At 69.2% G+C, this 21619-nt stretch carries 18 protein-coding genes and 2 pseudogenes; 9 read left to right on the forward strand and 11 right to left on the reverse strand.

The features are described from left to right. Positions 1-6 precede the first annotated feature (6 nt). From RM445_RS26490 to RM445_RS26500, 3 genes are all read right to left on the reverse strand, one after another. Positions 7-1653, reverse strand: coding sequence for a LuxR C-terminal-related transcriptional regulator (locus RM445_RS26490; protein ID WP_311559579.1), 1647 nt, complete (start codon positions 1651-1653; stop codon positions 7-9). 320 nt (positions 1654-1973) lie between these two features. Then, on the reverse strand, positions 1974-2192 hold the full coding sequence (locus RM445_RS26495; protein ID WP_311559580.1) for a hypothetical protein: 219 nt from the start codon (positions 2190-2192) through the stop codon (positions 1974-1976). Between the two features lie 55 nt (positions 2193-2247). Further along, entirely contained in the window at positions 2248-2616 is a 369-nt protein-coding gene (locus RM445_RS26500) for a hypothetical protein (RefSeq protein WP_311559581.1), read from the reverse strand. Between the two features lie 456 nt (positions 2617-3072). Here RM445_RS26500 and RM445_RS26505 point away from each other — a divergent pair, with 456 nt between their 5' ends. Beyond that, positions 3073-3702, forward strand: coding sequence for a hypothetical protein (locus tag RM445_RS26505; protein WP_311559582.1), 630 nt, complete (start codon positions 3073-3075; stop codon positions 3700-3702). 321 nt (positions 3703-4023) lie between these two features. Here the strand turns inward: RM445_RS26505 and RM445_RS26510 are convergent, their stop codons facing one another. Further along, entirely contained in the window at positions 4024-4158 is a 135-nt protein-coding gene (locus RM445_RS26510; RefSeq protein ID WP_311559583.1) for a hypothetical protein, read from the reverse strand. Between the two features lie 741 nt (positions 4159-4899). Here RM445_RS26510 and RM445_RS26515 point away from each other — a divergent pair. The 4 genes from RM445_RS26515 to RM445_RS26530 all read left to right on the forward strand — a co-directional run bounded on the left by RM445_RS26515 (position 4900) and on the right by RM445_RS26530 (position 9326). Continuing rightward, positions 4900-5790, forward strand: coding sequence for a helix-turn-helix domain-containing protein (locus tag RM445_RS26515; RefSeq protein ID WP_311559584.1), 891 nt, complete (start codon positions 4900-4902; stop codon positions 5788-5790). Between the two features lie 100 nt (positions 5791-5890). Beyond that, complete coding sequence (locus tag RM445_RS26520) at positions 5891-7771, forward strand: FAD-dependent oxidoreductase (RefSeq protein ID WP_311559585.1); 1881 nt, start codon at positions 5891-5893, stop codon at positions 7769-7771. A 9-nt stretch (positions 7772-7780) separates the two neighbouring features. Next, a complete protein-coding gene (locus RM445_RS26525; protein WP_311559587.1) occupies positions 7781-8293 on the forward strand; it encodes a VOC family protein in 513 nt (170 codons plus the stop codon). 1 nt (position 8294) lies between these two features. After that, complete coding sequence (locus RM445_RS26530) at positions 8295-9326, forward strand: VOC family protein (RefSeq protein ID WP_311559588.1); 1032 nt, start codon at positions 8295-8297, stop codon at positions 9324-9326. Between the two features lie 891 nt (positions 9327-10217). On the opposite strand, the gene RM445_RS26535 is transcribed toward RM445_RS26530, so the two are convergent. Both RM445_RS26535 and RM445_RS26540 read right to left on the reverse strand, forming a co-directional pair. Beyond that, positions 10218-10394, reverse strand: a complete 177-nt coding sequence (locus RM445_RS26535) for a hypothetical protein (RefSeq protein WP_311559589.1) — start codon at positions 10392-10394, stop codon at positions 10218-10220. A 526-nt stretch (positions 10395-10920) separates the two neighbouring features. Continuing rightward, the gene (locus tag RM445_RS26540) at positions 10921-11940 is read right to left on the reverse strand and encodes an IS110 family RNA-guided transposase (protein WP_311559590.1); all 1020 of its coding nucleotides are present in this window, start codon (positions 11938-11940) and stop codon (positions 10921-10923) included. A gap of 493 nt (positions 11941-12433) precedes the next feature. Here RM445_RS26540 and RM445_RS26545 point away from each other — a divergent pair, with 493 nt between their 5' ends. From RM445_RS26545 to RM445_RS26555, 3 genes and pseudogenes are all read left to right on the forward strand, one after another. Next, on the forward strand, positions 12434-13240 hold the full coding sequence (locus RM445_RS26545; protein ID WP_311559591.1) for an SAM-dependent methyltransferase: 807 nt from the start codon (positions 12434-12436) through the stop codon (positions 13238-13240). Positions 13241-13242: 2 nt separating this feature from the next. Further along, positions 13243-15387, forward strand: a complete 2145-nt coding sequence (locus tag RM445_RS26550; RefSeq protein WP_311559592.1) for a putative bifunctional diguanylate cyclase/phosphodiesterase — start codon at positions 13243-13245, stop codon at positions 15385-15387. Between the two features lie 154 nt (positions 15388-15541). After that, positions 15542-16048: pseudogene (locus RM445_RS26555) on the forward strand (transposase); the annotation flags it as partial. Between the two features lie 8 nt (positions 16049-16056). On the opposite strand, the gene RM445_RS26560 reads toward RM445_RS26555, so the two are convergent. Beyond that, positions 16057-16521: an IS30 family transposase gene (locus RM445_RS26560; RefSeq protein ID WP_311559593.1), complete on the reverse strand. Its 465-nt coding sequence runs from the start codon at positions 16519-16521 to the stop codon at positions 16057-16059. Between the two features lie 315 nt (positions 16522-16836). On the opposite strand from RM445_RS26560, the gene RM445_RS26565 reads away from it, so the two are divergent. After that, entirely contained in the window at positions 16837-17727 is an 891-nt protein-coding gene (locus RM445_RS26565) for a LysR family transcriptional regulator (protein WP_311559594.1), read from the forward strand. Between the two features lie 132 nt (positions 17728-17859). Here the strand turns inward: RM445_RS26565 and RM445_RS32550 are convergent, their stop codons facing one another. The 4 genes and pseudogenes from RM445_RS32550 to RM445_RS26580 form a co-directional block, all read right to left on the reverse strand. Beyond that, positions 17860-18072, reverse strand: a complete 213-nt coding sequence (locus RM445_RS32550; protein WP_449619191.1) for an FAD-linked oxidase C-terminal domain-containing protein — start codon at positions 18070-18072, stop codon at positions 17860-17862. Between the two features lie 68 nt (positions 18073-18140). Then, positions 18141-18938, reverse strand: a pseudogene (locus tag RM445_RS32555) (FAD-binding oxidoreductase); the annotation flags it as partial. Positions 18939-18980: 42 nt separating this feature from the next. Further along, a complete protein-coding gene (hglS, locus tag RM445_RS26575; RefSeq protein ID WP_311559596.1) occupies positions 18981-20423 on the reverse strand; it encodes a 2-oxoadipate dioxygenase/decarboxylase in 1443 nt (480 codons plus the stop codon). A gap of 10 nt (positions 20424-20433) precedes the next feature. Then, positions 20434-21597, reverse strand: a complete 1164-nt coding sequence (locus RM445_RS26580; RefSeq protein WP_311559597.1) for a Glu/Leu/Phe/Val family dehydrogenase — start codon at positions 21595-21597, stop codon at positions 20434-20436. Positions 21598-21619: the final 22 nt, after the last annotated feature.

The raw sequence follows: 21619 nt of genomic DNA on the forward strand, positions 1-21619 counted from the left end.
GTAGGACTACCCATTGCCAGTTGCGATGCCGTGTTCGAACGCGTAGGCGGTCGCGGCGCTGCGAGAGGAGATGCCGAGCTTGGTGTAGATGTTTGACAGGTGTCGGTGAACGGTCCGCTCGCTGATGAACAGCATCGCGGCGACGTCGCGGTTGCTGCAGCCGGTCGCGACGAGCCGGAGCACCTCGATCTCGCGGGCGGTCATACCTCCCGGCAGTGCTCTAGGGCCGCGAAGGCTCGCCACGCGTCGTCGGCCCGGCTCTGCTCCGAGCTGCGCGAACACTGCATCGGCCGCGTTGAGCTCGAGCGCAGCGGCGTCCTCGTCGCCGAGGCTGCGGTAGGCCTCGGCGAGCAGCAGCCGAGTATTGGCCGCATGGTGGGTCGCGTCGAGATCCTGCCAGCGACGGCACGCGGCGCGAAGCATGGTGACGGCCTCTGGTGCCGCGCCCTCGCGGAGTAGCAGGGCGCCGCGGGCTTGCTGGACGGCGGCGGCGAGCCCGGAGCTTTCATAGGTTGCCGCAGTCTGTTCCAGTTCCGTGCACGCCGCCCGCGCTGTTTCGAGGTCGCCGGCCGCCAGTGCAATCTCGACTTGGGCGACGCAGAGCCGCGCCCGTGGCAGCGGGGGCACCAGCACGGCGAGCGCGGTTCGGATCGACGCGGCTGCGGTGTCGGCGTGTCCTTGAGCGAGCCGCACCAGCGCCAGACCGGGCTGGGGGTCGCGGCCGAGTTCGTGGGCGCGCCGGAACGCGTCCTCGGCACCGACGAGATCGCCACGCAGCCGCCGGATCTCACCGATCTCGTAGTGGCCCTCGGCGATCGTCCCGATATGAACATGAGCCATGTCCGCGCAGGCCTGGGTGGCCTCGCGCTCCGCCTCCTGCCACGAGCCCCGCGTGTGCAGTATCTGGGCACGGTGAACTCTGCAGATTCCCCGGTAGAGACCCGCGTCGGGGATGCCGTCGCACCAACGGCTTGCGGCATGGGTCCACTCACCGGCTCTTCGTAGCTCGTCGAGTTCGTAGCAGGCGTCCATCAGGTGGCAGTAGACGGCGCCGGTCCACACCGGATGCAGCCGCCCGGAGAGCGCGTCGAGCATGGCGGCGTCGAGCAGCGCCATCCCGTCGGCCACCGAACCCCGCTTCACCAGCGCACGGCCCCTGCCGATCAACGAGAGCGCGACCAGGCTCGGGTCATCGAAACGTCGGCCGATCCTTCCCACCTCATCGGCCCACGACATCGCTTCGTCGAGGTCGCCGACCGACATCGCCGCGAAGATCCGGAAGTAAAGGGGGTAGCCGTGCGCAGGGCCCTCAGGGGCATTGTCGAGCAGGCGCCGTGTCCGCTGCATCCAGCCCGAGCCGACGGAGGTGTCGCCGCGTTCCAGCGAGTGACAGGCCAGGAACATCGCTGACATCGCTGCCCGAGAAAGATCTTCCGATGCCACGTAAAGGTCGTGGGCCCGCTTCCACGCGTCGAGAGCCGCATCGATCTCACCGAGCCACCACGCCGACTCGGCCAGTGAGTACCACTGGTCTGCGGACAGGCCTCCCATCTGGCCCGCCGCCCGGAACGACGAGAACGCAGTCGCCCAGTCGTTGTGTGCGAACGCGCGCTTCGCAGTGTCAAGAATGTCGGCTACGTCCCTGGGTGACACCCCTCGAACCGTAGCGCCCTCGGCGCGATATCGGGACCCGTTGGCGCCCGCTAGTGAATTCCTGGCCGAATGCTGACGGAGCGAGCGATGACAGCCATTGCGCTCCTTGATCCATTCTTGGGCAATGCGTCGCGCTAGGCTAGGACAGCGGGTGACTTGCCGATCTTGATCTGCCGAGGAGTGTCCGAGGAACCGGACAGGACCGGGACGGGGCATGCGTTCGCCGAGCTCACGTCCCCACCTGGAGCCTGCATCTTGACCGAGAGGAGTTGGCGCCCTGGCTCTCGTCGCTGTAAATCTTGAGCGCAATGTTGTACAGGTCAGAGTTGCAGGCGGACAGTGGTCCAGTCGTGGCGGGGCGCTGAGGGGTCGGTGATGTCTTGGAGGGCCCAGCCGAGGATCGTCGTGCTTGACGGTACGCGGTAGACCCAGGTCATGTCCGACTCGAAGCCCGACTGCAGGTTGTCCTTGCACTCGGGATTGCCCTTGAGCTCGTACAGGTCGTCGATCGGGTCGAAGTTCCGCTGCTGAGTGTCCACGACGCCGTCTTGACTGGCAGGCTGCAGGTCAAATCGATGCTGGCCTTGGCGTTGTTCACCACGTGGGTCTCGACGATGACGTACTTCGCACCTGAGCCGGCTGATGTCTTGGTGTAGCTCTCGTAGCCCGATCCCGGCCGAAGTTGCTCTCGTTCATCTGAATGGTGTCGGTCGTGCGGATCGCCTTCACAGTGATGGCGATACCGCCGTTGACGACGGTGCTGCCCACCTCGTTCACCTGGGTGGTCGGTGCTGTCGGTGCCGCATCGGGCTCGAGTACGTCAGGCGCGGATGCGGGCTCGACCAGTTGCTGGGGCGCCGGTGCGCCTCCTGCAGAGAGGGACGCCGTAGGTGCGGCGGGGGTCGACGCGCCGCTACTGCCCACGGTGATGCCGGCCATGAAGGCCACCACAATGCCGACCATCAACGGCCACCGCCGTCACTTCCCCGGGGTCGGGGCGGGCGGGGGAGCCGGGTAGTCGGCGTTTCGTTGGGGCGGCACCACCTGGTAGCCCGCTTGTGCTCGCTTGCCGCGTGGGGCTGAACGGTTCGGGTACGGCTGGGTCATCGACACTCTGATGTATCAAAGACGGACCTCGGGAGGTCGCATCAGCGGGAGTGCCGTTACCGGTTCTTGAGGTGGGCGCGACCAGCGACGAGCATCTGCAGCGCGGGTACTCGTCGGAGGTTCGCTCGGCTCAGAGTCGCTGAGGCAAGGTCGGAGCGGCGGTGGGAGTACGTCGACCGGGCGGGTGTCGCTCTGCCACTGCTTTCGCAGTTCGACCTCCCGAACTGTCGGCAGCTAAACCCTGGACTGCTCATTGGGGTGTCAGCAGATCAGGTGATGTCGGGTAACGGTGTCGTAGCACCGGGCGACACTGTGATCGACAATCTCGATCACTCCGAAGCCTCGATGACGCAGCCCTTCGACCCCCACCAGTACGGCCAGCAGCAGGCCCCCACGCCGGGGTGGGCTCCGCCGGGATCTGTGCCGGACCCGCGGCAGTGGCAGCAGATGCCGCCGTACGGCGCGTACCCGCCGCCCCCGCCGCCTGCACCGAAAAAGCGGAAGTGGCCGTGGGTCGTTGGTGGGCTGTTCGTGTTGCTGTTCGTGGTTCCCGCGCTTGGCAATAGCAGGAGTTCGTCGACGCCGCCGTCGACCACGGTCGCGTCCGCGCCGCCCTCAGCTGTGGCGGCGGCCCCGGCTGTCCCGCTCAAGGCCGTCGACGACGACGCGCCCGCAGCGGTCACGTCAGGTCCGAAGACGTCGTTCGGGGACGGCACTTGGGTCGTCGGGGAGGACATCGTGCCGGGCAACTACAAGTCGGCCGGCGCGCAGTCGGGGCTCTTCGAGTACTGCCAAATCACCACGCACTCCGACGAGAACGCAGAGTCGTCCTTCCTGGATTGGAAGAACGCGAATGCCGATGAGCCGATTCGGGTCAAGGTGTCCGGCAAGGTGAAGTCTGTGAAGGTGAGCGGCTGCGAGGACTTCGTCAAGGTTGGATGAGCACGCGACGGGGCCGGGCGACGCCCGTTCCGGCGATCACGAGTCTCGCGAGGAGCTGTACACGCCTTCGAACTTCCGCGTGTCGCGCTCGTTGCTTCGAGACTGGGCCGGACGAACCTGGGACCAACTTGGGACCACACGTCACGGCCAATGGGTCGCGGCCTGCGCTCTTCCCCGTCGGGCAGAGTGTCGGCCGCGAGCACGACCGGCTCGGCCCGCCCGAGGGAGCAGTCGTTCTCGATCGACAGCTTCACCGGTCGGCCTGGTGGACTGGTCTGGCAGACGTGGAGTGGCCGTGATCGGGTTCCGGCTCGGTTGGGGTCAGGACGTGCCGGGCAGGGCGCGGATGCGGGTGAGAACCTCTTCGAGCAGCTCGTCGCCGGATGGCAGGCGTAGGGTGAGCGCGCCGGCGTGGCGGACCGGCCGGGCCGGGACACGGATCAGCCGAGGCTCCACGGTGCGATCATCGGCTGGCCGTCGCCGACACCGTTGTGGGTGCCAGAAACGCCGCACATGTCAGGCGACCTGCTGGTATTCGTCTATCAGTCCGCCGAGCCGGTCGTGCCGTCGGAGGCACCTGCCGCTACCAACGGAGAGCGCGAGGCTGGACCGTTCCACAATGGGAGGATGGCCTCGATGGCGGGGCCGCCGAAGCCGTAGGCGGGCGGGTGGGTCACGCAGTGTCGCGGCGGGCCCGACGCTGCTCGCCGCGTTGGGCCGGCCCGGCGCGGCGAGGATCTCAGCGACGGTGATCGTATACGGGCAGGGCTCCCGGCGGCGCGCATATCGTCGATCATCGTTCGCATGTAGCGCGCGCCGAGCTCGTTGAGTTTGATCCGGCCGTCGACGGCGACGAGCGGTCGTGGACCGGGCGAGCCGAGCTCGATCCCGAGGCTGCCGCCCGGGTGCACAACGTCCGCCTGCACTCCCGCGCGCGGCGGGGCCCAGCAAGTGCACCGTTCCGGTTGGCGGAACGATTTGCTCTCGGTCCCAACAGAGGCACGCTACCGTCCTACGTAGCGACTTGCCCTCACAGTGGAGGAGGCACAGCGCGATGCGAACCGAGACGTCCGACGTGCCGATGATCGCTCTCAAGGAGCCGGAAGAGACCGGCTGTACCAGCGCGCCTTGGCGACGCCGGACGGGTCGGGCCGGCGGGGGAGCGTTGTGTCGCCCAGATCGTCGGGGGTGGGGCGCATGACGATCCTCGACGCCGAACGTTTTGGAGCGATCTCGCTCAGCCACCTGCCGTGGGCACTTCGTCTGGACGGCGCTGAAGTGCCGCGCACGCGCGAGGCCGACCTCGGTGGGTCGCGGGTGGTGCGGTGCCGCATCGGGGCGATGACAGGCCGTCGATCGCCGTCAGAGATCCGGCAGACATCCGGAGAATTCGTCGCGCTGCTGATCGTGCACCGCGGTGAGGAGACCCTGACGCAGGGCGGTCGGAGTGCGACGGTGCGGCCCGGCACCGCCGCGCTGTGGGACGGGGTACGCCCGGTCGAGTGTGGAACGCCCAGCGAGCTGGTCAAACACACCTTGTTCATGCCACGTGAACTGATGCGCGACCTCGTCCCGAACGTGGAGACCTCGGTTGCGCGGCAGGTGCCGGCATCGACGAGCCTCCGACTGCTCACATCGTGGTTGCAGAGCTCGATGCGGGAGACAGACCTCGACGCCGTTGGAACGCGGGCTGCTGAACGCGTGACAATCGATCTCGTGCGATCGGCACTCGGAGCGCTGCACGACGGCCCACGGGACACGCGCATCGTTCGATTGCTGCAGGTCAAGGACTTCATCGAGCGCCATCTCGCCGATCCCGACCTCGATCTGCCGACCGTGGCTCGGGGAAATTCGATGTCCGTCCGCTACCTACACCTGCTCTTCGATTCGACGGGAGAGACGGCGGGGCAGTTCCTGCGCCGCCGCCGACTCGACCGTGCTCACGAGCTGCTGCTGGCGCCCGGCGCCCCGGTCTCGGTGACCGAGGTGGCCGTCCGTACGGGATTCGACAGCCCGTCGACGTTCAGCCGGGCCTACCGGAACCGGTTCGGCGTCTCCCCGCGGGAGGCGCGCCGGCGCGAGGCCTGAACTCTGCACGACTCGTCAAGTTCCGTGCCGTCTGGGGCATGCCCTTTGCTCTGCCGACGAAGAGCCTGTTCCTACCCGGACTCGACGACGAGGAGGCAGGATGACGGCGACCACCACAGCCGGCACAACCACGGGGAACGCGCTCTTCCAAGAGGCGCGGATCGGTTCGATGACGCTGCGGAACCGACTCGTACAGGCACCGATCTTCACCCAGTTTGCGACAACCTGGGGGGAGGTCAGTGAACGGCTCATCGAGTACCACCGCGCACGGGCGCGGGGCGGTGTCGGACTGATCATCACCGAGAACACCTCTATCGACTGGGAGCTCGGCCGCACCGTCGGCAACCCGATGCGGATCGACCACGACCGCTTCCGGGCCGGGCTGACCGATCTCGTCGAGGCGGTGCACAACGAGGGCGCGAAGATCGCCGTCCAGCTGCATCACACGGGTCGGCAGAACTCGCAGGGCAACACCGAACGCAACGAGCCGCCGATCGCCCCGACCGCGGGCATCACGAGCGCGTTCGGCACACCGCCGCGGGCGATCGAACTCGACGAGATCCCGGGACTGGTCGATCTCTACGCCCAGGGCGCCCGCCGTGCTGTCGCCGCCGGCTTCGATGCAGTCGAGTTGCACGGAGCTCATGGATACCTGCTGTCCCAGTTCCTCTCGCCGAAGACGAACAAGCGCGATGACGGGTACGGCGGGTCGTTGCAGAACCGGGCGCGCTTCGCACTGGAGGTCGTCGCCGCGGTGCGGACGCAGATCGGGCCGGACGTGCCGCTGCTCTACCGGTTGTCGGTCGAGGAACCCTACGAGGGCGGACTCTCGCTCGAGGACGGGCTCCTGTTCTGCGAGATGCTCGATCCGCACGTCGATGCCCTCGACATCACCGGCGGCAACTACGACACGGCCATGACCCTGCTCCCGATGGTTCCGCCCGGGTCGCTGCTGTCGTACGCGAAGGCGGTCAAGGCGCGCGTGTCGGTCCCCGTCATCGGGGTGGGCCGGCTCACGTGGCTGCTCGACGACCTCGAGAAGGCCGTCGTCAACGGCGAACTGGACTTCGTCGCGCTCGGCCGTAGCCAGCTCGCCGACCCGGAGACGCCTCGCAAGACCGAGCTGAAGGAACCGCAGCGGGTACGCCGTTGCATCGCGGTCAACGAGTGTGTGTCCCGTTGGATGTTCAACGGCCAGCGCACGCAGTGCGTCATCAACCCGGCGCTGTCGCAGGAGAAGCGGGCCGCCGACGCCCGGCGAACCGTAGGACGCGCCAGGCACGTCCTGGTGGTCGGCGCGGGGCCGGCAGGGTGCGAGACGGCGCTGCTCCTGGCCGAGCGCGGACACAGCGTCGAGCTGGTCGAGCGCGCGGACCGGATCGGCGGGCAACTGCACGCGTGGAGCGCCGCCAGCGTGTTCCGCACCGAGATCGGCAACATGATCGCGTTCTACGGGCACGAGCTGGAACGTCTCGGGGTCGATGTCCGGTTGGGCGTGGACGCCACCGGTCTCGACCTGACCGGATACGACGACGTGCTCCTCGCGACCGGAACCGAATACGCGACCCGTCCGGACGGCACGGTCGACGCCGTCGCGATGCTCGCCGACCGCACACTTCCCCCGGCCGACGACCTGTCGGTGTTCGGCGCAGGGGAGACGGCGATGTTCGCCGCACTCTGGCTGGCCGAGCAGGGCAAGCGGGTCACGCTCTGCTCACCTGCCGGCGACGTCGGCATCGACACCAACGACATGCAGCGCGGACACCTCGCCGGGCTACTGGCCCAGCTCGGCGTGACGACCCGTACCGACGTGCAGCCGCCTCCGACCGGCACGGTCGTATGGGCCGGCGAGCGCGTCGCATCCGCCGTCCTCGCCGACCGGGTGGACGGCGAACACGTCCAGGTGGTCGGGACGCGCCTGCGCGGCGGGCGGATGTACGAGGCGACCCAGTCCGGGTTCTGGACCGCGGCGCGGATCTGAGGAGGATCGATGAGCGTCATCCGAGCCGTCGAGCACATCGGGCTGACCGTTCCCGATCTCGAGCAGGCGACCACATTCTTCGCCGCGGCGTTCGACGCCGAAATGCTCTACGACATGATCGACGAGCCGCTCGGCGGCCCGGCGATCGAGAAGGGCCTCGGGGTCCCCGAGGGCGCAGTGATCACAGCGATCCGCATGCTGCGCCTCGGCAACGGCCCCAACCTCGAGCTCTTCACCTACTCCGGTGTCCCGCAGCGCGACCCGGTCCGGCCGAGCGACTACGGACTCCAGCACTTCTGCGTCTACGTCGACGACATCGACGCAGCGGCCGAGCAGCTCGAACGGGCCGGCGGCCTCTTGCTCAGCAGCCCGGGAGAGCTACCCGGCGGCGACGCCGGGGCCGGCAACCGCTACGTCTACGCCCGCACGCCGTGGGGCAGCACGGTCGAACTCGTCACCTACCCCTCCCCGCAGGCCTACGAGGCCACCACCGACCTGCGCCGCTGGCGCCCGGAGGTCTGACATGAACCCGCGCTTCGAGCTCGCGCACCTCGCCCACGCCGAACTGCTGACTCCCAACATGGAGGGCACGCTCTGGTTCTTCACCGAGCTCCTCGGCATGCGCGAGGTGGACCGCCAGGGAGACTCGGTGTACCTGCGCTGCTACGAGGATCCCTACCACCACAGCCTCAAGGTCACTGCTGCGGACGGGCCAGGCCTGGCCAACCTCGGGTGGCGCACGACCTCCCCCGAGGCGCTCGAGCGCCGCGCCACAGCCCTGGACAAGGCAGGACTCGGGCGGGGCTGGACGAAGGGCGACCTCGGGGTGGGGCGCACCTTCGCGTTCGCCTCGCCGGACGGACATCCGATGGAGCTGGTGTGGGAGGTCGAGAAGTACCTCGCGCCGCCCGAGCTACGCTCACCGATCCTGACCCGGCGCTCCAAGCGCCCCCTGCGCGGCCTGCCACCGCGCCGGCTCGACCACGTCAACCTGATGGCATCGGACGTGACGGTGCAGAAGGAGCTGTTCGAGCAAACCCTCGGGTTCGGCACCCGTGAACGGGTCGTCGACTTCGCGCACGGCGACACCGAGATCGGGGCGTGGATGAGCGTCAACATCCTCGGCCACGAGATGGCGATCATGCTCGACTCGACCGGATCGAAGGGACGACTTCATCACCTGGCGTTCTGGTACGGGGTGCCGCAGCACAACACCGACGCCGCGGAGTTGTGCCGCGAATACGGGATCCAGATCGAGGCCGGACCCGATGTGCACGGCATCACTCAGGGTGCGTTTCTCTATGTTTTCGAGCCCGGGGGCAACCGAATCGAGCTGTTCGGCAACTCCGGGATCCTCGAACTCGAGCCCGACTTCGAGACCGTCACCTGGGACCTCGCGGACTTCGACACCGGAATCGCCATCGGTGGTGCGACGCTGCCCGCGGAGACCTACTTCGTCTACGGCACGCCTCCCGTCGCGGGACAGGAGTCGTTGATCAAGCCCTCCGTGATCGGGACCCGCACCACCACCAAATCGGCCGTCCCGATTCGGTGAGCGGTCGATGCGCCATGCTGTGACGCCGGGCCGGTTGTCCGAGCGGCGACTCGACTCGGCATGATGCGGCTGCCACGACGAGGTCGTCTACGACGATCGTCGTCGCCGATCCGGACTGTCGTAGCGTGGAGGAGACGCCGCCGCGCATCACCTGAGAGAGCCCGAGCGCGGCTGTGAGAACTGCCGGAGCGAAGCCAGCGGTGTCGACGCGCGAGGCCTTACTGGTGATCGAGACGCGGCGACGGCTCCGACATCCCCGCAACAACCGGTCGGCGGCAGTGACCTGAGCGCCTCTGCACCGACCCCGGATCCGCCTCCGAGTCGCTGTCGAGCCAGCTCAGTTGACAGCAACGTTGACTGCAACGGCCCCGGGTTCAGGGGCATAGATCGACGTCTGCCGAGACCGTCTCTCCAGCTCAGCGTACTTCCGCAGCGGTCGCCAAACGCCGAGACCGAGCCTGGGGGTCATCCATGAAGGAGCGGGGCCGGTCAAGTCGTTGCTGAACGGGGCTTGGGCCGTTTTTCTGATGGTTCCGGCCGGGTTTTGGGCAGGCGTGTATAGGGCGTCGCGGTCAAGGCGGAGCGCCCGGAGGCGGAGCCGAGGACGTACGGCGGCGACGTCGTGGGCGTCATGCTGGTCGGGCCGGGACGACGGGATGTTGGGGACGTTGTCGTAGTGGGTGGTCGCGATTCACCACGGTCGAGCCCGTAGTGGGGGGCAGGCCGGGGTTCGGCTGCCGGTCATCCATTCGCCCCGCGAGCGTTGAGGTCACCGCTTGGGGCATGGTGTGGTGCGACCTGGATCGGGCGGGGTCAATCAAGGCCTCGGCTGCGCCGCCAGCTGTCGGGAGCCATACCCCCAGGCGACCACGCGCCCGATCGGACCGAAGATCATGCCGCTCCTGATCGCGTTCCCGTTGGGGTGGGTCGGGGTTGGAGGGCGCGGATGTGGCCGTCGCGCAGCCCGTAGTAGGCGAGGGTGAGCAGGCGGCGGGCGACTGCGACGGTGGCGATGTTGCGACCACGGCGGGCGGTGATCTGCGCGCGGGTGCCGGCCAGCCAACCCACTGATGCCGGGACGCGTTGCGCGGCTTCGACTGCGGCCCAGCGGAGCTGGGTGGAGCCCTATTTATCTGTGGCAACCCGGGACGTCCACTCGCTGGTTGCCCAGTGATTTCGGGATCTTCTCGGCGGTGGTTGACCGCGCCAGGGTGGTGTCGGGGTCCAGGCTCGGGCGGTAGCCCGACCGCGTAGCGGCCGGAGGGCCTGGGCGGCGGCGCCGGGCTGGCGCATCATCACCGGGCGTCGGAGAAGATCACTTGAGCGGATCAGGTGTGGTGCATAAGAGTGCTCCTTGCGGGGTTGGGCCTGGCCGCGGGTTTCCCGGGTTGCGTCGGGCGCCCCTGCTTATCTGGGTGCTCGGCCCGGAGCCCGGGTCCGGCGACAAGATGGCGATCGGGGTGTCTCAACGGGCGCGGCCGCTCGTTCTTGGTCGGCTGTCCGGCGCGAAGGCCGGCAGCAACAGGGTTGCCGGGAGCTGACCGCGGGTTCATCGGCGGGAGTGGGCGCGACACGCAGTTCCGGGGGTGCACGGTCAGGCGGCGGGGGCGAGGACCTGGTCGTCGAGGTTGCGCAGGGTGTGGTGGCAGCGGCGGGCGAGTTTGCGGGCCATCGACAGCAGCGCGAGCTGGCCGCCGAGGCGGGCTTTGACCTGCTGGAAGTAGGTGTGGTCGGGAGAGCTGGGCCGTCCGGCGTAGACCGCGGCCTCATAGAGCGCCCAGCGCAGCATCGGGTGTCCTTGCCGGGCCAGGTGCCCGGCGCTGCGCCGGCCGTCGGAGGAGTAGACTGTGACGTCGAGTCCGGCGTGGCGGACCGCGTCGTCGGAGCTGTGGAACCGGCGGGTGTCGCCCATCTCCGCCCAGATAACCACCGCGGTCAGCGGCCCGACCCCGTAGTGCGCGGCCTGCAACGCTCGGCAGGCCGGTTGGCGGCGGCCGAGCGCGCTGATCTGCTCGCGCACCCGGGTCATGTCCGTGGTGAGCCGGTCGACCTGGCGCAGGGCCACGTCGACGGCCGTGCGGGTGGCTGGGGACAGCTCCGCGACCGCCAGGCGTTCCCGCCCGGCCGCGGACATGGCCCCGACGTCGAGGTCGGGTGCGCCCAGGTGGAACAGGCTGGCGTGCACCCGCTGCAGCCAGCCGGTCCGCTCATCGAGCAGGTCTTTGTAGAGCCGGACCAGCGCGCGGGCCTCGAGCACCGGGGTCGGCGGGATCCACGACTCCGGGATCCGTCCCTCGAGGAGCAGCTCACGCAGCAGCTGGGCGTCGCTGCGGTCGGTCTTGGCCCGCCGCTTCGGGCCGCGCCGGGCCGCGGTCTCGGCCGGCTCGGCGACGTGCGCGGTGATTCCCGCCCGGGCCAGCTCCTCGGCGACATACCGCCAACCGGTGCAGCCCTCCAGCGCGAACGCCACCTGATCCCGGCCGGCGAACCGTTGCAGCCAGTGGCGCAGCCGTTCCCGGTTGGCCGGGGCGATCCGGCCGCGCACCACCTCGCCGGAGTCGAGATCGACGTAGTCGAACGTCAGCTGGGCTCGATGGATATCGATGCCACCCACGACCGCCATGATGACCTCCCACGCTCGCGGCCACTCGGGAACGGAAGCCGCCGCCGCGGCCGCCACATCCCATCTTGGTGATCGGGCCGCGGTGCACGGTGGTGTCGGACTCGCGGTGGCCTGAGGTGTCGTGGAACCGGCGCTCCCTCGCCGGACGACGGCGGCTGCGCGTGAAGAGCCGGGCTTCCACGTCGTGCTGCCGCGGCCGATCCGAGCACCGCCGACCCCGCCGTGCCCAGCCCGACCGTGTTCATCTCTCTCGATCAACCCTTCGCAGCGACCGTCAACGCCTCCTACAAGCCTGTGGGTGCCCGAAAATGTTGCTCGCGGGGCCTCCTTGACGCGGTCAATGCCGACGCCCTGGTCGGCGCGTCGGCCCGCAGGCGAAGCCAAGGTCCATTCCAGGCGAGCGTTCGTCGCGATCAGAGCAACTTTGATGCGTGAGCTGTCGAACATATACTGCTGCTCGGATGCGGTGGTTGGGAGGTCGTTTGTGACGCTGCCGGATTGGGTGTCGGGTGATGTGGATATCAGTCGCCCGAGCGCTGCGCGTGTTTACGACTACTATTTGGGCGGCTCGCACAATTTTCCGGCTGATCGGGAGATGGCTCGGCAGGCCATTGCGCTGTGGCCCGAACTGCCGCGGATCATGCAGGCCAATCGGGCGTTTATGCGGCGGGCCGTGCGTTATCTGATCGGCCAGGGCGTCAGTCAGTTCCTCGACATTGGGTCGGGTATTCCGACGGTCGGCAATGTGCACGAGGTGGCGCAGGCGGCCGATCCGGAAGCGCGCGTGGTGTACGTCGACGTCGATCCGGTCGCCGTTGCGCACAGCCGGGCGATTCTGGCAGGCGACGATCTTACGGAGGTCGTGCACGCCGACCTGCGGGATGTGCAGGGCGTGCTGGAGGACCCCCGGACGATGCGCCTGCTGGACCTGTCCCGGCCGGTCGGCGTTCTCATGGTGGCGCTGCTGCACTTCGTGCCCGCTGCAGCCGACCCCGCCGGTGTCCTGGCACGCTATCGTCGGGCGATGACGCCCGGCAGCTACCTGGCCGTCTCGCATGCCACGCACGAGGGGCAACCGGATCAGGCCGGTCCACACGTTGCGCTCTACCGACGCACCGGCACACCGATGACGATGCGCTCGCGGGCCGAGGTCGCGGCGTTGCTCGATGGCTTCGACCTGGTGCCCCCCGGTGTGGTGTTTCTTCCTCAGTGGCGTCCCGAGCCGGGCAGCGTCGGTGCCGATCAGCCCGAACGCATTGCGGGGTTCGCTGCGGTGGGCCGCCGTCGGTGAGGGTGGCCGGCGGCGCCGGTGGCGGGGACGCTGCCGCCGCTGCGCGATACTCCTTCGCGCGGCACTGGGCCGAGCAGGTCGCCGGAACCAGCTATGTGCCCTGGGGCCCGGCGGAGCTGTCTGACTACCTGCTCGGCCTGCTCGATCGCCTGATGGAGCTGCTGTCAGCGTTCGACTACGACGCCGACGCGGTGAGTCAGGTCGGAGCCGACCTCGTTCGAGCCCACTTCACCGGCAGCGAGACGTTGCAGCAAACGATGGTCGTGCTTGGCGAGGGACTTCCGGCGCTGTTCGGTCGTCCACGACCGGCCTACCTCGATCGGCGGCTCGTTCAGGCACTCGGGGCGCTGGCCGCCGGGTACGCAACCGCGCTACGCGACCGAGCACTCGACGAGCAAGATGGCATTCATCGAGCCATGCTGATGGCTACCCGACAGGCCGAGAAGCGGCTCGCGGTCAGCGAGGCCCGGTTTCGCACGATGTTCCGGGAGGCTGGTCTTGGCATTGCCATCGGCGACCTGGCCGGTAATATCACCGATGCGAATCCGTCACTGCTGCAGATGTTCGGGTACACCGCCGACGAGTTCACCCGCCGCAATGTCAGCGAGATGGTCCATCCCGAGGACGCGCCGAGCATCTGGCAATCCTACGACGAGCTGGTAGCTGGGAAGCGCGATCATTTCCGAGTCGAGAAAAGATTCTTCCGGAAGGATGGCGGCATCATCTGGACCAATCTTACTGTGTCGCTGGTTCGTGACGACACCGGCGCACCGTCCTACCAGGTCGCGCTGCTCGAGGACATCGGCGAGCGGCGTCGGCTCCAGTCCGAGCTGGAATACCTCGCCTACCATGACGCACTCACCGGTCTGCCCAACAGAACGCAGCTCTGCAAGCGGCTCGACGCGATCTTCGCTCGGGATGAGCCAGGCCTGCGGATCGGCCTGTGCTGCATTGATCTCGACGGCTTCAAGGCGGTCAACGACAGCCAGGGCCACGACGTCGGCGACCAGCTGCTGGTTGCGGTCGCCAACCGCCTGACCCACCTTTGCCCCGGGCCCGGGCAGCTGGTGGCTCGAATGGGCGGCGACGAGTTCCTCGTCCTCGTCGAGCGCACGAGCGCGGTGGACCAGGTCGTTGAGCTCGTCGAGCACATCCTCGCCGCGGTGGTTACTCCCGTGCACGTGAGCGGCCACGAGCTGGCCATCACGGCCAGCATCGGCATCGTCGAACAATCGGTCGCCGACACCACCCCGGCCGACCTCATGTCAGCGGCGGATATCACGCTGTACTGGGCGAAACGGCAGGGGAAGAACCGGTACGCCGTCTTCGATCGCGGCCGCGTCGAGGAGGAGATCGCCCGATACACGCTCTCGGCGACCATGCCCGCCGCCATCGACCGCGACGAATTCGTCGTGCACTACCAGCCGCTGATCTCACTGTCCGACGGGACGCTGCGCGGCGTCGAAGCCCTGGTGCGCTGGCAGCACCCCACCTACGGCCTGCTCACCCCCGACAGGTTCATCGGACTCGCCGAGGACAGCGGGGCCATTATCCCGCTGGGCCGCTGGGTCCTGGCCACCGCTTGCCGACAGGCCCGGCGCTGGCTCCAGCGGTTCGGCGACGACGCGCCATTTATCAGCGTCAACCTCGCGCCGCGTCAGCTGCAGGATCCCGACCTGGTCGCCGATGTCACCGCGATCCTGACCGACACCGGCCTGCCGTCGGACCGACTGCAGTTCGAGCTCACCGAACGAGCCGTGATGTCCGAGGAGACCGGCCCCCTGCAGGCCCTCGCCGCACTCGAGGAGATCGGAGTCCGGCTGGCCATCGACGACTTCGGCACCGGCTACTCGAATCTGGCCTACCTGCGACGGCTGCCGGTACACACGCTCAAGCTCGACGGCTCCTTAGCCGTCGGCCTGGGTGAAATCGACACCCCCGACCCCGCCGCAGAAAAGATCGTGTCCGCACTCGTCACCCTGGCGCACGCGATGAACCTCGACGTAACCGCCGAAGGCATCGAAACTCCCGCACAACTCCAACGCCTCCGCGCACTTGGCTGCGACACCGGCCAAGGCTGGCTCCTCGCCCGACCCGGACCGGCGCACGTCGTGGCGGCACAGCTGCGGCGTCGGGCGACCCTCTGAAGTGCTGCGCTGTCGGCGCCATTTCCGCGGGACTGTAAGACCATCGGTGTAACTCCGATCAAGGAGTGTGGACCCGATGACTGATCTGTCCGAGCAGGCCGTGGACCTGGACAAGGTCGTGGGCGGCGAGTCGGCGGGCACGGCGGCCGAGGGCTTGGATGCGGTGGACGAGCAGTTGATCGCCCGGCTGGCTGGGAAGGCCCGCGAGGGTGGGCTGGCGCTGACCGGTGAGGGCGGGCTGCTCGCCCAGCTGACCAAGCGGCTGATCGAGTCCGCCTTGGAGGGCGAGATCACCGACCACCTGGGCTATAACCGCCACAACGCCGCGGGCCGTGACGGTGGGAACTCCCGCAACGGCCACCGGGCCAAGACAGTGCTGACCGAGGTCGGCCCGGTCGAGGTCGAGGTCCCGCGCGACCGGGACGCCACCTTCAAGCCGAAGATCGTCGCGAAGCGGCAGCGCCGCCTGTCCGGGATCGACGAGCTGGTCATCTCGCTGTCAGCGAAGGGCCTGACCACCGGTGAGGTGCAGGCGCACCTGGCCGAGGTCTACGGCGCCCAGGTCTCCCGGCAGACCATCTCCACGATCACCGACAAAGTCCTCGAGGGCATGGCCGAGTGGCAGAACCGGCCGCTGGACCCGAGGCGGTTTCCAGCGGTGGTCGCGAATCAGAGGTGAGCTGCTGTCGCTCGGCAGTCTCGCATGACCTCCTGGGGTGTGCGTTCATCGAGGACGAGACGGGGCCGACGGTTGAGCTCACGGGCGACCCGAGCGAGTACGCGCGCGTCGTGCTCGTTCAGGTCGGTGTGCTTGGGGAAGTACTGGCGCAGCAGTCCGTCGGTGTTCTCGTTCGTGCCGCGCTGCCAGGGCGAGTGCGTGTCGCCGAAGAAGATCTCGGTGCCGGTGGCCGCGCTGATCTGCTCATGCCAGAACAGCTCTCGTCCACGGTCCCAGGTCAAGGTCTTGCGCAGCGACGCTGGCTGGGACCGCAGAGCCGCGATGAGAGCGTCGCGGACCGAAGGCGCTTTGTGGCCGCCGCGAAGGGCGACCAGGACGACGAACCGGCTGGTGCGCTCGACCAGAGTGGCGATCGCCGAGCGCTGCCCGCGGCCGATGATCAGGTCGCCTTCCAAGTGCCCGGCTCGACCCGATCGGCGACGCTGGCCGGACACTGGCTGAGTGGGCGGATGTTCGGGATGTCGTTGCGCGGGGCGGTTCCACGCGACCGAGACTGCCGGGCGGACCCCAACCAGGACCCTCGCAGCGGTCACGTCGGTGCCCGCCCCACCGGGGGCAGGTCACGCAGCAACGCATGCAACTGGTTGGCCGTGCACGTCAGCAACAAAAGCGGCTCCGCCCGAACCAGTACCGCGCGCTGCAGCGGCAGGCGCCGAGCAGTTCTGAGAGAACGCACGCCACGTGCTGCTCTGCATCAATACGCTTCGTGCATGGATGTGGAGCTCCGGCACCTGCGCTGCTTCATCGCAGTCGTGGACGCGGGCGGCTTCACCGGCGCCGCCGCCGAGCTCGGCCTCTCACAGCCGACCGTGTCGCGGACGCTCGCGGCGCTCGAGGACGCGCTCGGCGTGCGGTTGCTACGCCGAACCAGCCGCGAGGTGCTGCCCACGGCTGCGGGGGAGCGCGTGCTGGCTCGGGCGCGGCGCGTGCTCGCAGAGGTCGACGACCTGGACCGGGAGGCCCGTAGCGGTGGCGGCCGGCTGCGCGTCGGGCACGCCTGGGCGGCGGTGGGCGAGCGGACGCCCGAGTTCCAGCATCGCTGGGCCGATCAACACCCGGACATGACGCTGCACCTGGTGCGCCACAACTCGCCGACCGGCGGTCTGGCGGAGGGTGCCTGCGACGTCGCCGTCATCCGCACCGCACCGGACACGGACGCCACTGACCACGTATGGGCCGAGCGTCGGTTCGACAGCGCCGTCGTCGGGCTGGAGTCGCGCCACTGCGCGCTCGCTGCGGGCGACCCGCTGGCCCGGCGCCGCCACGTACGCCTCGCCGACCTCGCTGACCGCGTCATCGCCGTCGACCCGCGCACCGGCACCACCACCCTCGAGCTCTGGTCACCCGACAGCCGCCCGCAGGTGGAGGAGACCCACGACATCGACGACTGGCTTGCGGTCATCGCCGCCGGACGCTGTGTCGGAGTCACCACCGAGGGCACGCTCAGCCAGTACCGTCGCCAGGGCATCGTCTTCCGCCGCCTTGTCGGCGCCCCACCGGTTCCGGTCCGTCTGATCTGGTGGCGCGATGATCCGCATCCCGCTCTCCGTGACGTGGTCGGTCTCCTCGCTGAGCTCTACCGCGACCCTTCTGGACGTTGACAGACCACCGGAGAGCAGGCGTTCAGAAGCCTCGGCCGGGGCTGAGTACCCCCGCCGGGTCCAGGGCGGTCTTGATGGCGTGGTGCACGGTCAGTGTGGCGGCGTCCAGCTGCTCGGGTACATCGGGCACCTTCACGCTGCCCACGCCGTGCTCGCCGCTGAGGGTCCTCCCAGCCGCAGCGCCTCCGCAGTGATGCGATGCAGGATGCGCTTCGCCTCGGCCATTGCCGCTGCTCCGTCGTTCTCGACGAGCACCGAGGGATGCAGGTTGCCGTCGCCGGCGTGGGCGAAGGGAGGAATGAGCACGCCCTCGTCAGTGCTGATGCGTTCGATCGCTGCGAACATCTGCGCGGGCCGGTCTCCTCGGCTGCGGTGCGCGCCTGGATGCCGGTGGTCTGGGCGACCAGCACGGCGGCGCCGGCGATGTCGGCCAGGCCGGTCGGCTGGTACCGCTCGACGATGTCCACGCTGGCGCGGTCCATCATCTCCATGACCTCCGGTGTTACCGGACCGGCCATGGCCGAAGCCACTGCGGCGCCGGCGGCCTCCAGGGTGGCGAAGACGGCCCGCACCGTGGCGGGGGTTCCGGTCGGGCGCGGCAGCAGTCGCAGGGTGGCTTCGGTGACCACGCCGAGGGTGCCCTCCGAGCCGATGAACAGTCGGGTGAGGTCGTAGCCGACGACGTTCTTGCGGGTGCGGGAGCCGGTGGTGACCATGCGACCGTCGGCGAGCACCACCTGCAGACCGGCCACGCTGTCGGCGGTCACGCCGTAACGCACGCACCGCAGTCTGCCGGCGTTCGTCGCGATGTTGCCCCCGATCGTCGACTCGCGGTGGCTGGCGGGGTCCGGTGCGTACATCAGACCGTGTCGACCGGCCACCCGGTCGACCTCGGCGGTGATGACCCCCGGTTGCACGCGCATCAACCGGCCGGGCACGTCGACCTCGAGCACGCTGTCCATGCCCGCCAGGGAGAGGACGAGCCCGCCGCGGTAGGCGACCGCACCGCCGGCCAGCCCCGTGCCGGCGCCTCGCACGGAGACCGGCACGCGCCGACGGGACGCCCACGCCAGTGCGCGGCTGACGTCGTGGGTGGTGCGGGCCCGGACCGCGGCGAACGGCAGCCCGGTGGCCGTCGCCCGGGAAGCGTCGGTACTGAGGGCGGCGAGAACCTGCGGGTCGGTCGTCGCCGACTCAGGCAGATCGTGCACGAGCTCGGCGAGGGCCGTACTGTCCCGCGCGGCGCGCTCGGCTCACACGTCGACGGTGGCGACATCCATCCCCTCCAGCGCGTGCAGGGCGGTCCGGTCGATGGTGATGCCGAGGGCCTTCTCGGCGGCATCTAGCGAGGCCTCCTGCTGGGCGGCGTACAACTCGGCCGGGTCGCGGACGGGCCGACCGATCACCGCGGACAGCGCGGTGATGTCCCAGGCGGTGCCGCTCTGGCGGTCGTCGCGTGTGCCCTCGTCTGTGAGATTGGACTGGAAGATGCCGGCCGCCGACCGGGGCAGGAAGTCTTCGTAGACGATCGGCTCGGGTACCAGCGCATCACGGTCGATCAGGTCCTTCACCGTTGCGCTGCCAGCGGGGATCGTGGCTCCCGACTGTGCCCGGTAGGTGAAGAAGGCCAAGCCCTGCACGGCGAACTCCCGCTCGGTGCGGGGCAGGTTCGCGCGCCACACCTCGGCGGCGACCTCGACGCGTGTGCGCTGCTCGCCGTCCGCGCTGCGCAGCCGGTCCACCTCGTTGACCAGTCGGTCGTACAGTTCGCGCCCGCGTGGCGTCAGGGCGATGCCGCGCTGCTCGACCTCGCCGAAGCGAACCTTGAGCTGCCCGCGGCGCACGCCGCCGTCGGAGGCCCGGAAGACGCGGTCCTCCGCTAGTGCGCGGAAGGACGTCTGGCGCAGCAGCACGTCGGGTCCCTCCCAGGCCGGCGGACCCTGGATCTCGCTGATCATCTCGATGCCGCGGGCCTGCATGCGCCGGTACAGCTCGTCGATGTCGAGCACCCGGGGCGTGACGTGGTTGACGTGGGTGGAGGGCACGCCTCCGATGTCGGCGGCCACCGAGGAGATGCGCTCCAGGTGGCGGTACCAGTCCTCGTCCACGGGCTCGTCGGACAGCCGGAAGGCCGCGGTGGCCAGGCGCAGCAGTTCCGTGGCTGCGGGCTCCGGCAGGCCGCCTCCGGCTGCCGCCCGGTCGGCCAGGGCGAGCAGGTCGTCGCGGAACAAGGTACGACCGGCGAGGAACGCCTCGAGCCGCTGCTGCGTCGGTGGATCGAAGAACCGGCGGTCGTCGGTGGTGAGCATCGAGGTGAACACCCGGAAGGGGTTCCTCGCCAGTTCCTCGGCGTCGACGGGCCGGAAAGCGGTGGACACCACCGGGACCGAGCTGCTGGAGGCGTCGCGCAGGTCGTAGAAGCCCACGGGGTGCATGCCGAAGGCGGCGAAGACGCGAGCGGCGCCGGCGAGCTCGCCGGGCGAGCCGACGCGGATCGCGCCGTGGCGCTCGGCGGTGACCCGTTCGATGCTTCCCAGCCGTTCGGCGTCCTGACCGCGCAGGGCGGCGACGTCGTCGTTGACTGCACGGGAGACCTCGACGAGCGTGTTGTAGGCGGGCACCTCGCCGCCGTACATCTCGGCGAGGCCCAGCGCGAAGCGGGCGCGCAGCTCCCAGGTGGGCACGTGGATCGTCATCGTCTTCTCCTCACAGCGCGACGTGGGTGCGTACGGGCCGTCCGCTGAGCTCCATGGCGGCCGCAACCCGCTGCTCGGCGAGGCGACGGGCAGCCGCATGAGTGGTGATCGCGAGACGTTGCGCGTTCTCCAGGACGGTGCGGGTGTTGCCGCGGAGTCGGTCGGAGATCGCCCGCAGGACCGGCTCCCGTTCGACCGGGAAGACGGAGTACCGGGCGTCCATCGCGAAGGCCGCGGCCACGACGCCGCCGGCGTTGGCGATGAAGTCGGGCACCACGACGACGCCCCGCTCGCGCAGCACGTCCAGACCGGCCGGGCTGACGGGCAGGTTGGCTCCTTCCACCACGATGCCGGCCTTGAGCCGTGCGGCGACGTCGGTGTCGATGACGTCCTGCATCGCCGCGGGCACGAGCACGTCGCAGTCCAGGAGCAGTTCCTGCCCGGCGGGCAGCACGTCGGCGCAGGGAACGTGCTGCACCAGAGCGTCGCCCCACCGGTCCTTGGCCTGCACCAGCGCATCGATGTCCAAGCCGGCGGGGTCGTGCACGGCACCGGCGGCGGTGGAGACGGCGACCACCTGGGCTCCCAGCTCGGCGAGGCGGCGGACGGCACCGACACCGACGGCACCGAAACCCTGGACGACGACGCGGCAGCCGCTCAGCGGCCTCCCGGCCCACTGCGCCGCGGCGTCGGCGGACTCGGCCACGCCGTGGCCGGTCACCCCCCACTGGTCATAGGGCACGCCGCCGAGTTCGCGCGGCGTTCCCACGGCTGCACCACGATCACGGAGCTCGTCCTGCACGATCGCCGCATCGCGCTCGGTGAGCCCCATGTCCAGGCCGAAGACGTATTCGGCAGGTACCTCGCTCGCCAGCGCCCGCACGAATCTGCGGAGCACGAGCTCCTTGTCCGGCGAGGACGGGTCGAGGCGGATGCCCGCCTTGGCTCCGCCGAAGCCGAGGTCGACCGCTGCCCACTTCCACGTCATGACGCGTGCGAGGCGGGTGACCTCGGTGACGGTCAGGCCCGCGCTCATGCGGGTGCCGCCTTTGCCCATGCCCCGGGCGGTGTTGTCGATGACCAGCACGCCACGCATCCCGCTGCGCGGATCGGCGACGGTCACGATCTTCTCGGGTCCCCACTCGTCGACGTGGGAGAAGTCATCGGCGATCACTGGTGCTCCTCGCGGGACGTGG

Origin of the sequence: Pseudonocardia charpentierae, assembly GCF_031845345.1 — a bacterium.
Classification (GTDB): domain Bacteria; phylum Actinomycetota; class Actinomycetes; order Mycobacteriales; family Pseudonocardiaceae; genus Pseudonocardia; species Pseudonocardia charpentierae.

Excerpts from the sequence above, each read along its gene's own strand:
- RM445_RS26515 (WP_311559584.1), top strand. The coding sequence starts at position 4,900 with ATGACGATCCTCGACGCCGAACGTTTTGGAGCGATCTCGCTCAGCCAC.
- RM445_RS26530 (WP_311559588.1), top strand. The coding sequence starts at position 8,295 with ATGAACCCGCGCTTCGAGCTCGCGCACCTCGCCCACGCCGAACTGCTG.
- RM445_RS26525 (WP_311559587.1), top strand. The coding sequence starts at position 7,781 with ATGAGCGTCATCCGAGCCGTCGAGCACATCGGGCTGACCGTTCCCGAT.
- RM445_RS26565 (WP_311559594.1), top strand. The coding sequence starts at position 16,837 with ATGGATGTGGAGCTCCGGCACCTGCGCTGCTTCATCGCAGTCGTGGAC.
- RM445_RS26500 (WP_311559581.1), bottom strand. The coding sequence starts at position 2,616 with ATGGTCGGCATTGTGGTGGCCTTCATGGCCGGCATCACCGTGGGCAGT.
- hglS (WP_311559596.1), bottom strand. The coding sequence starts at position 20,423 with ATGACGATCCACGTGCCCACCTGGGAGCTGCGCGCCCGCTTCGCGCTG.
- RM445_RS32550 (WP_449619191.1), bottom strand. The coding sequence starts at position 18,072 with ATGTTCGCAGCGATCGAACGCATCAGCACTGACGAGGGCGTGCTCATT.
- RM445_RS26520 (WP_311559585.1), top strand. The coding sequence starts at position 5,891 with ATGACGGCGACCACCACAGCCGGCACAACCACGGGGAACGCGCTCTTC.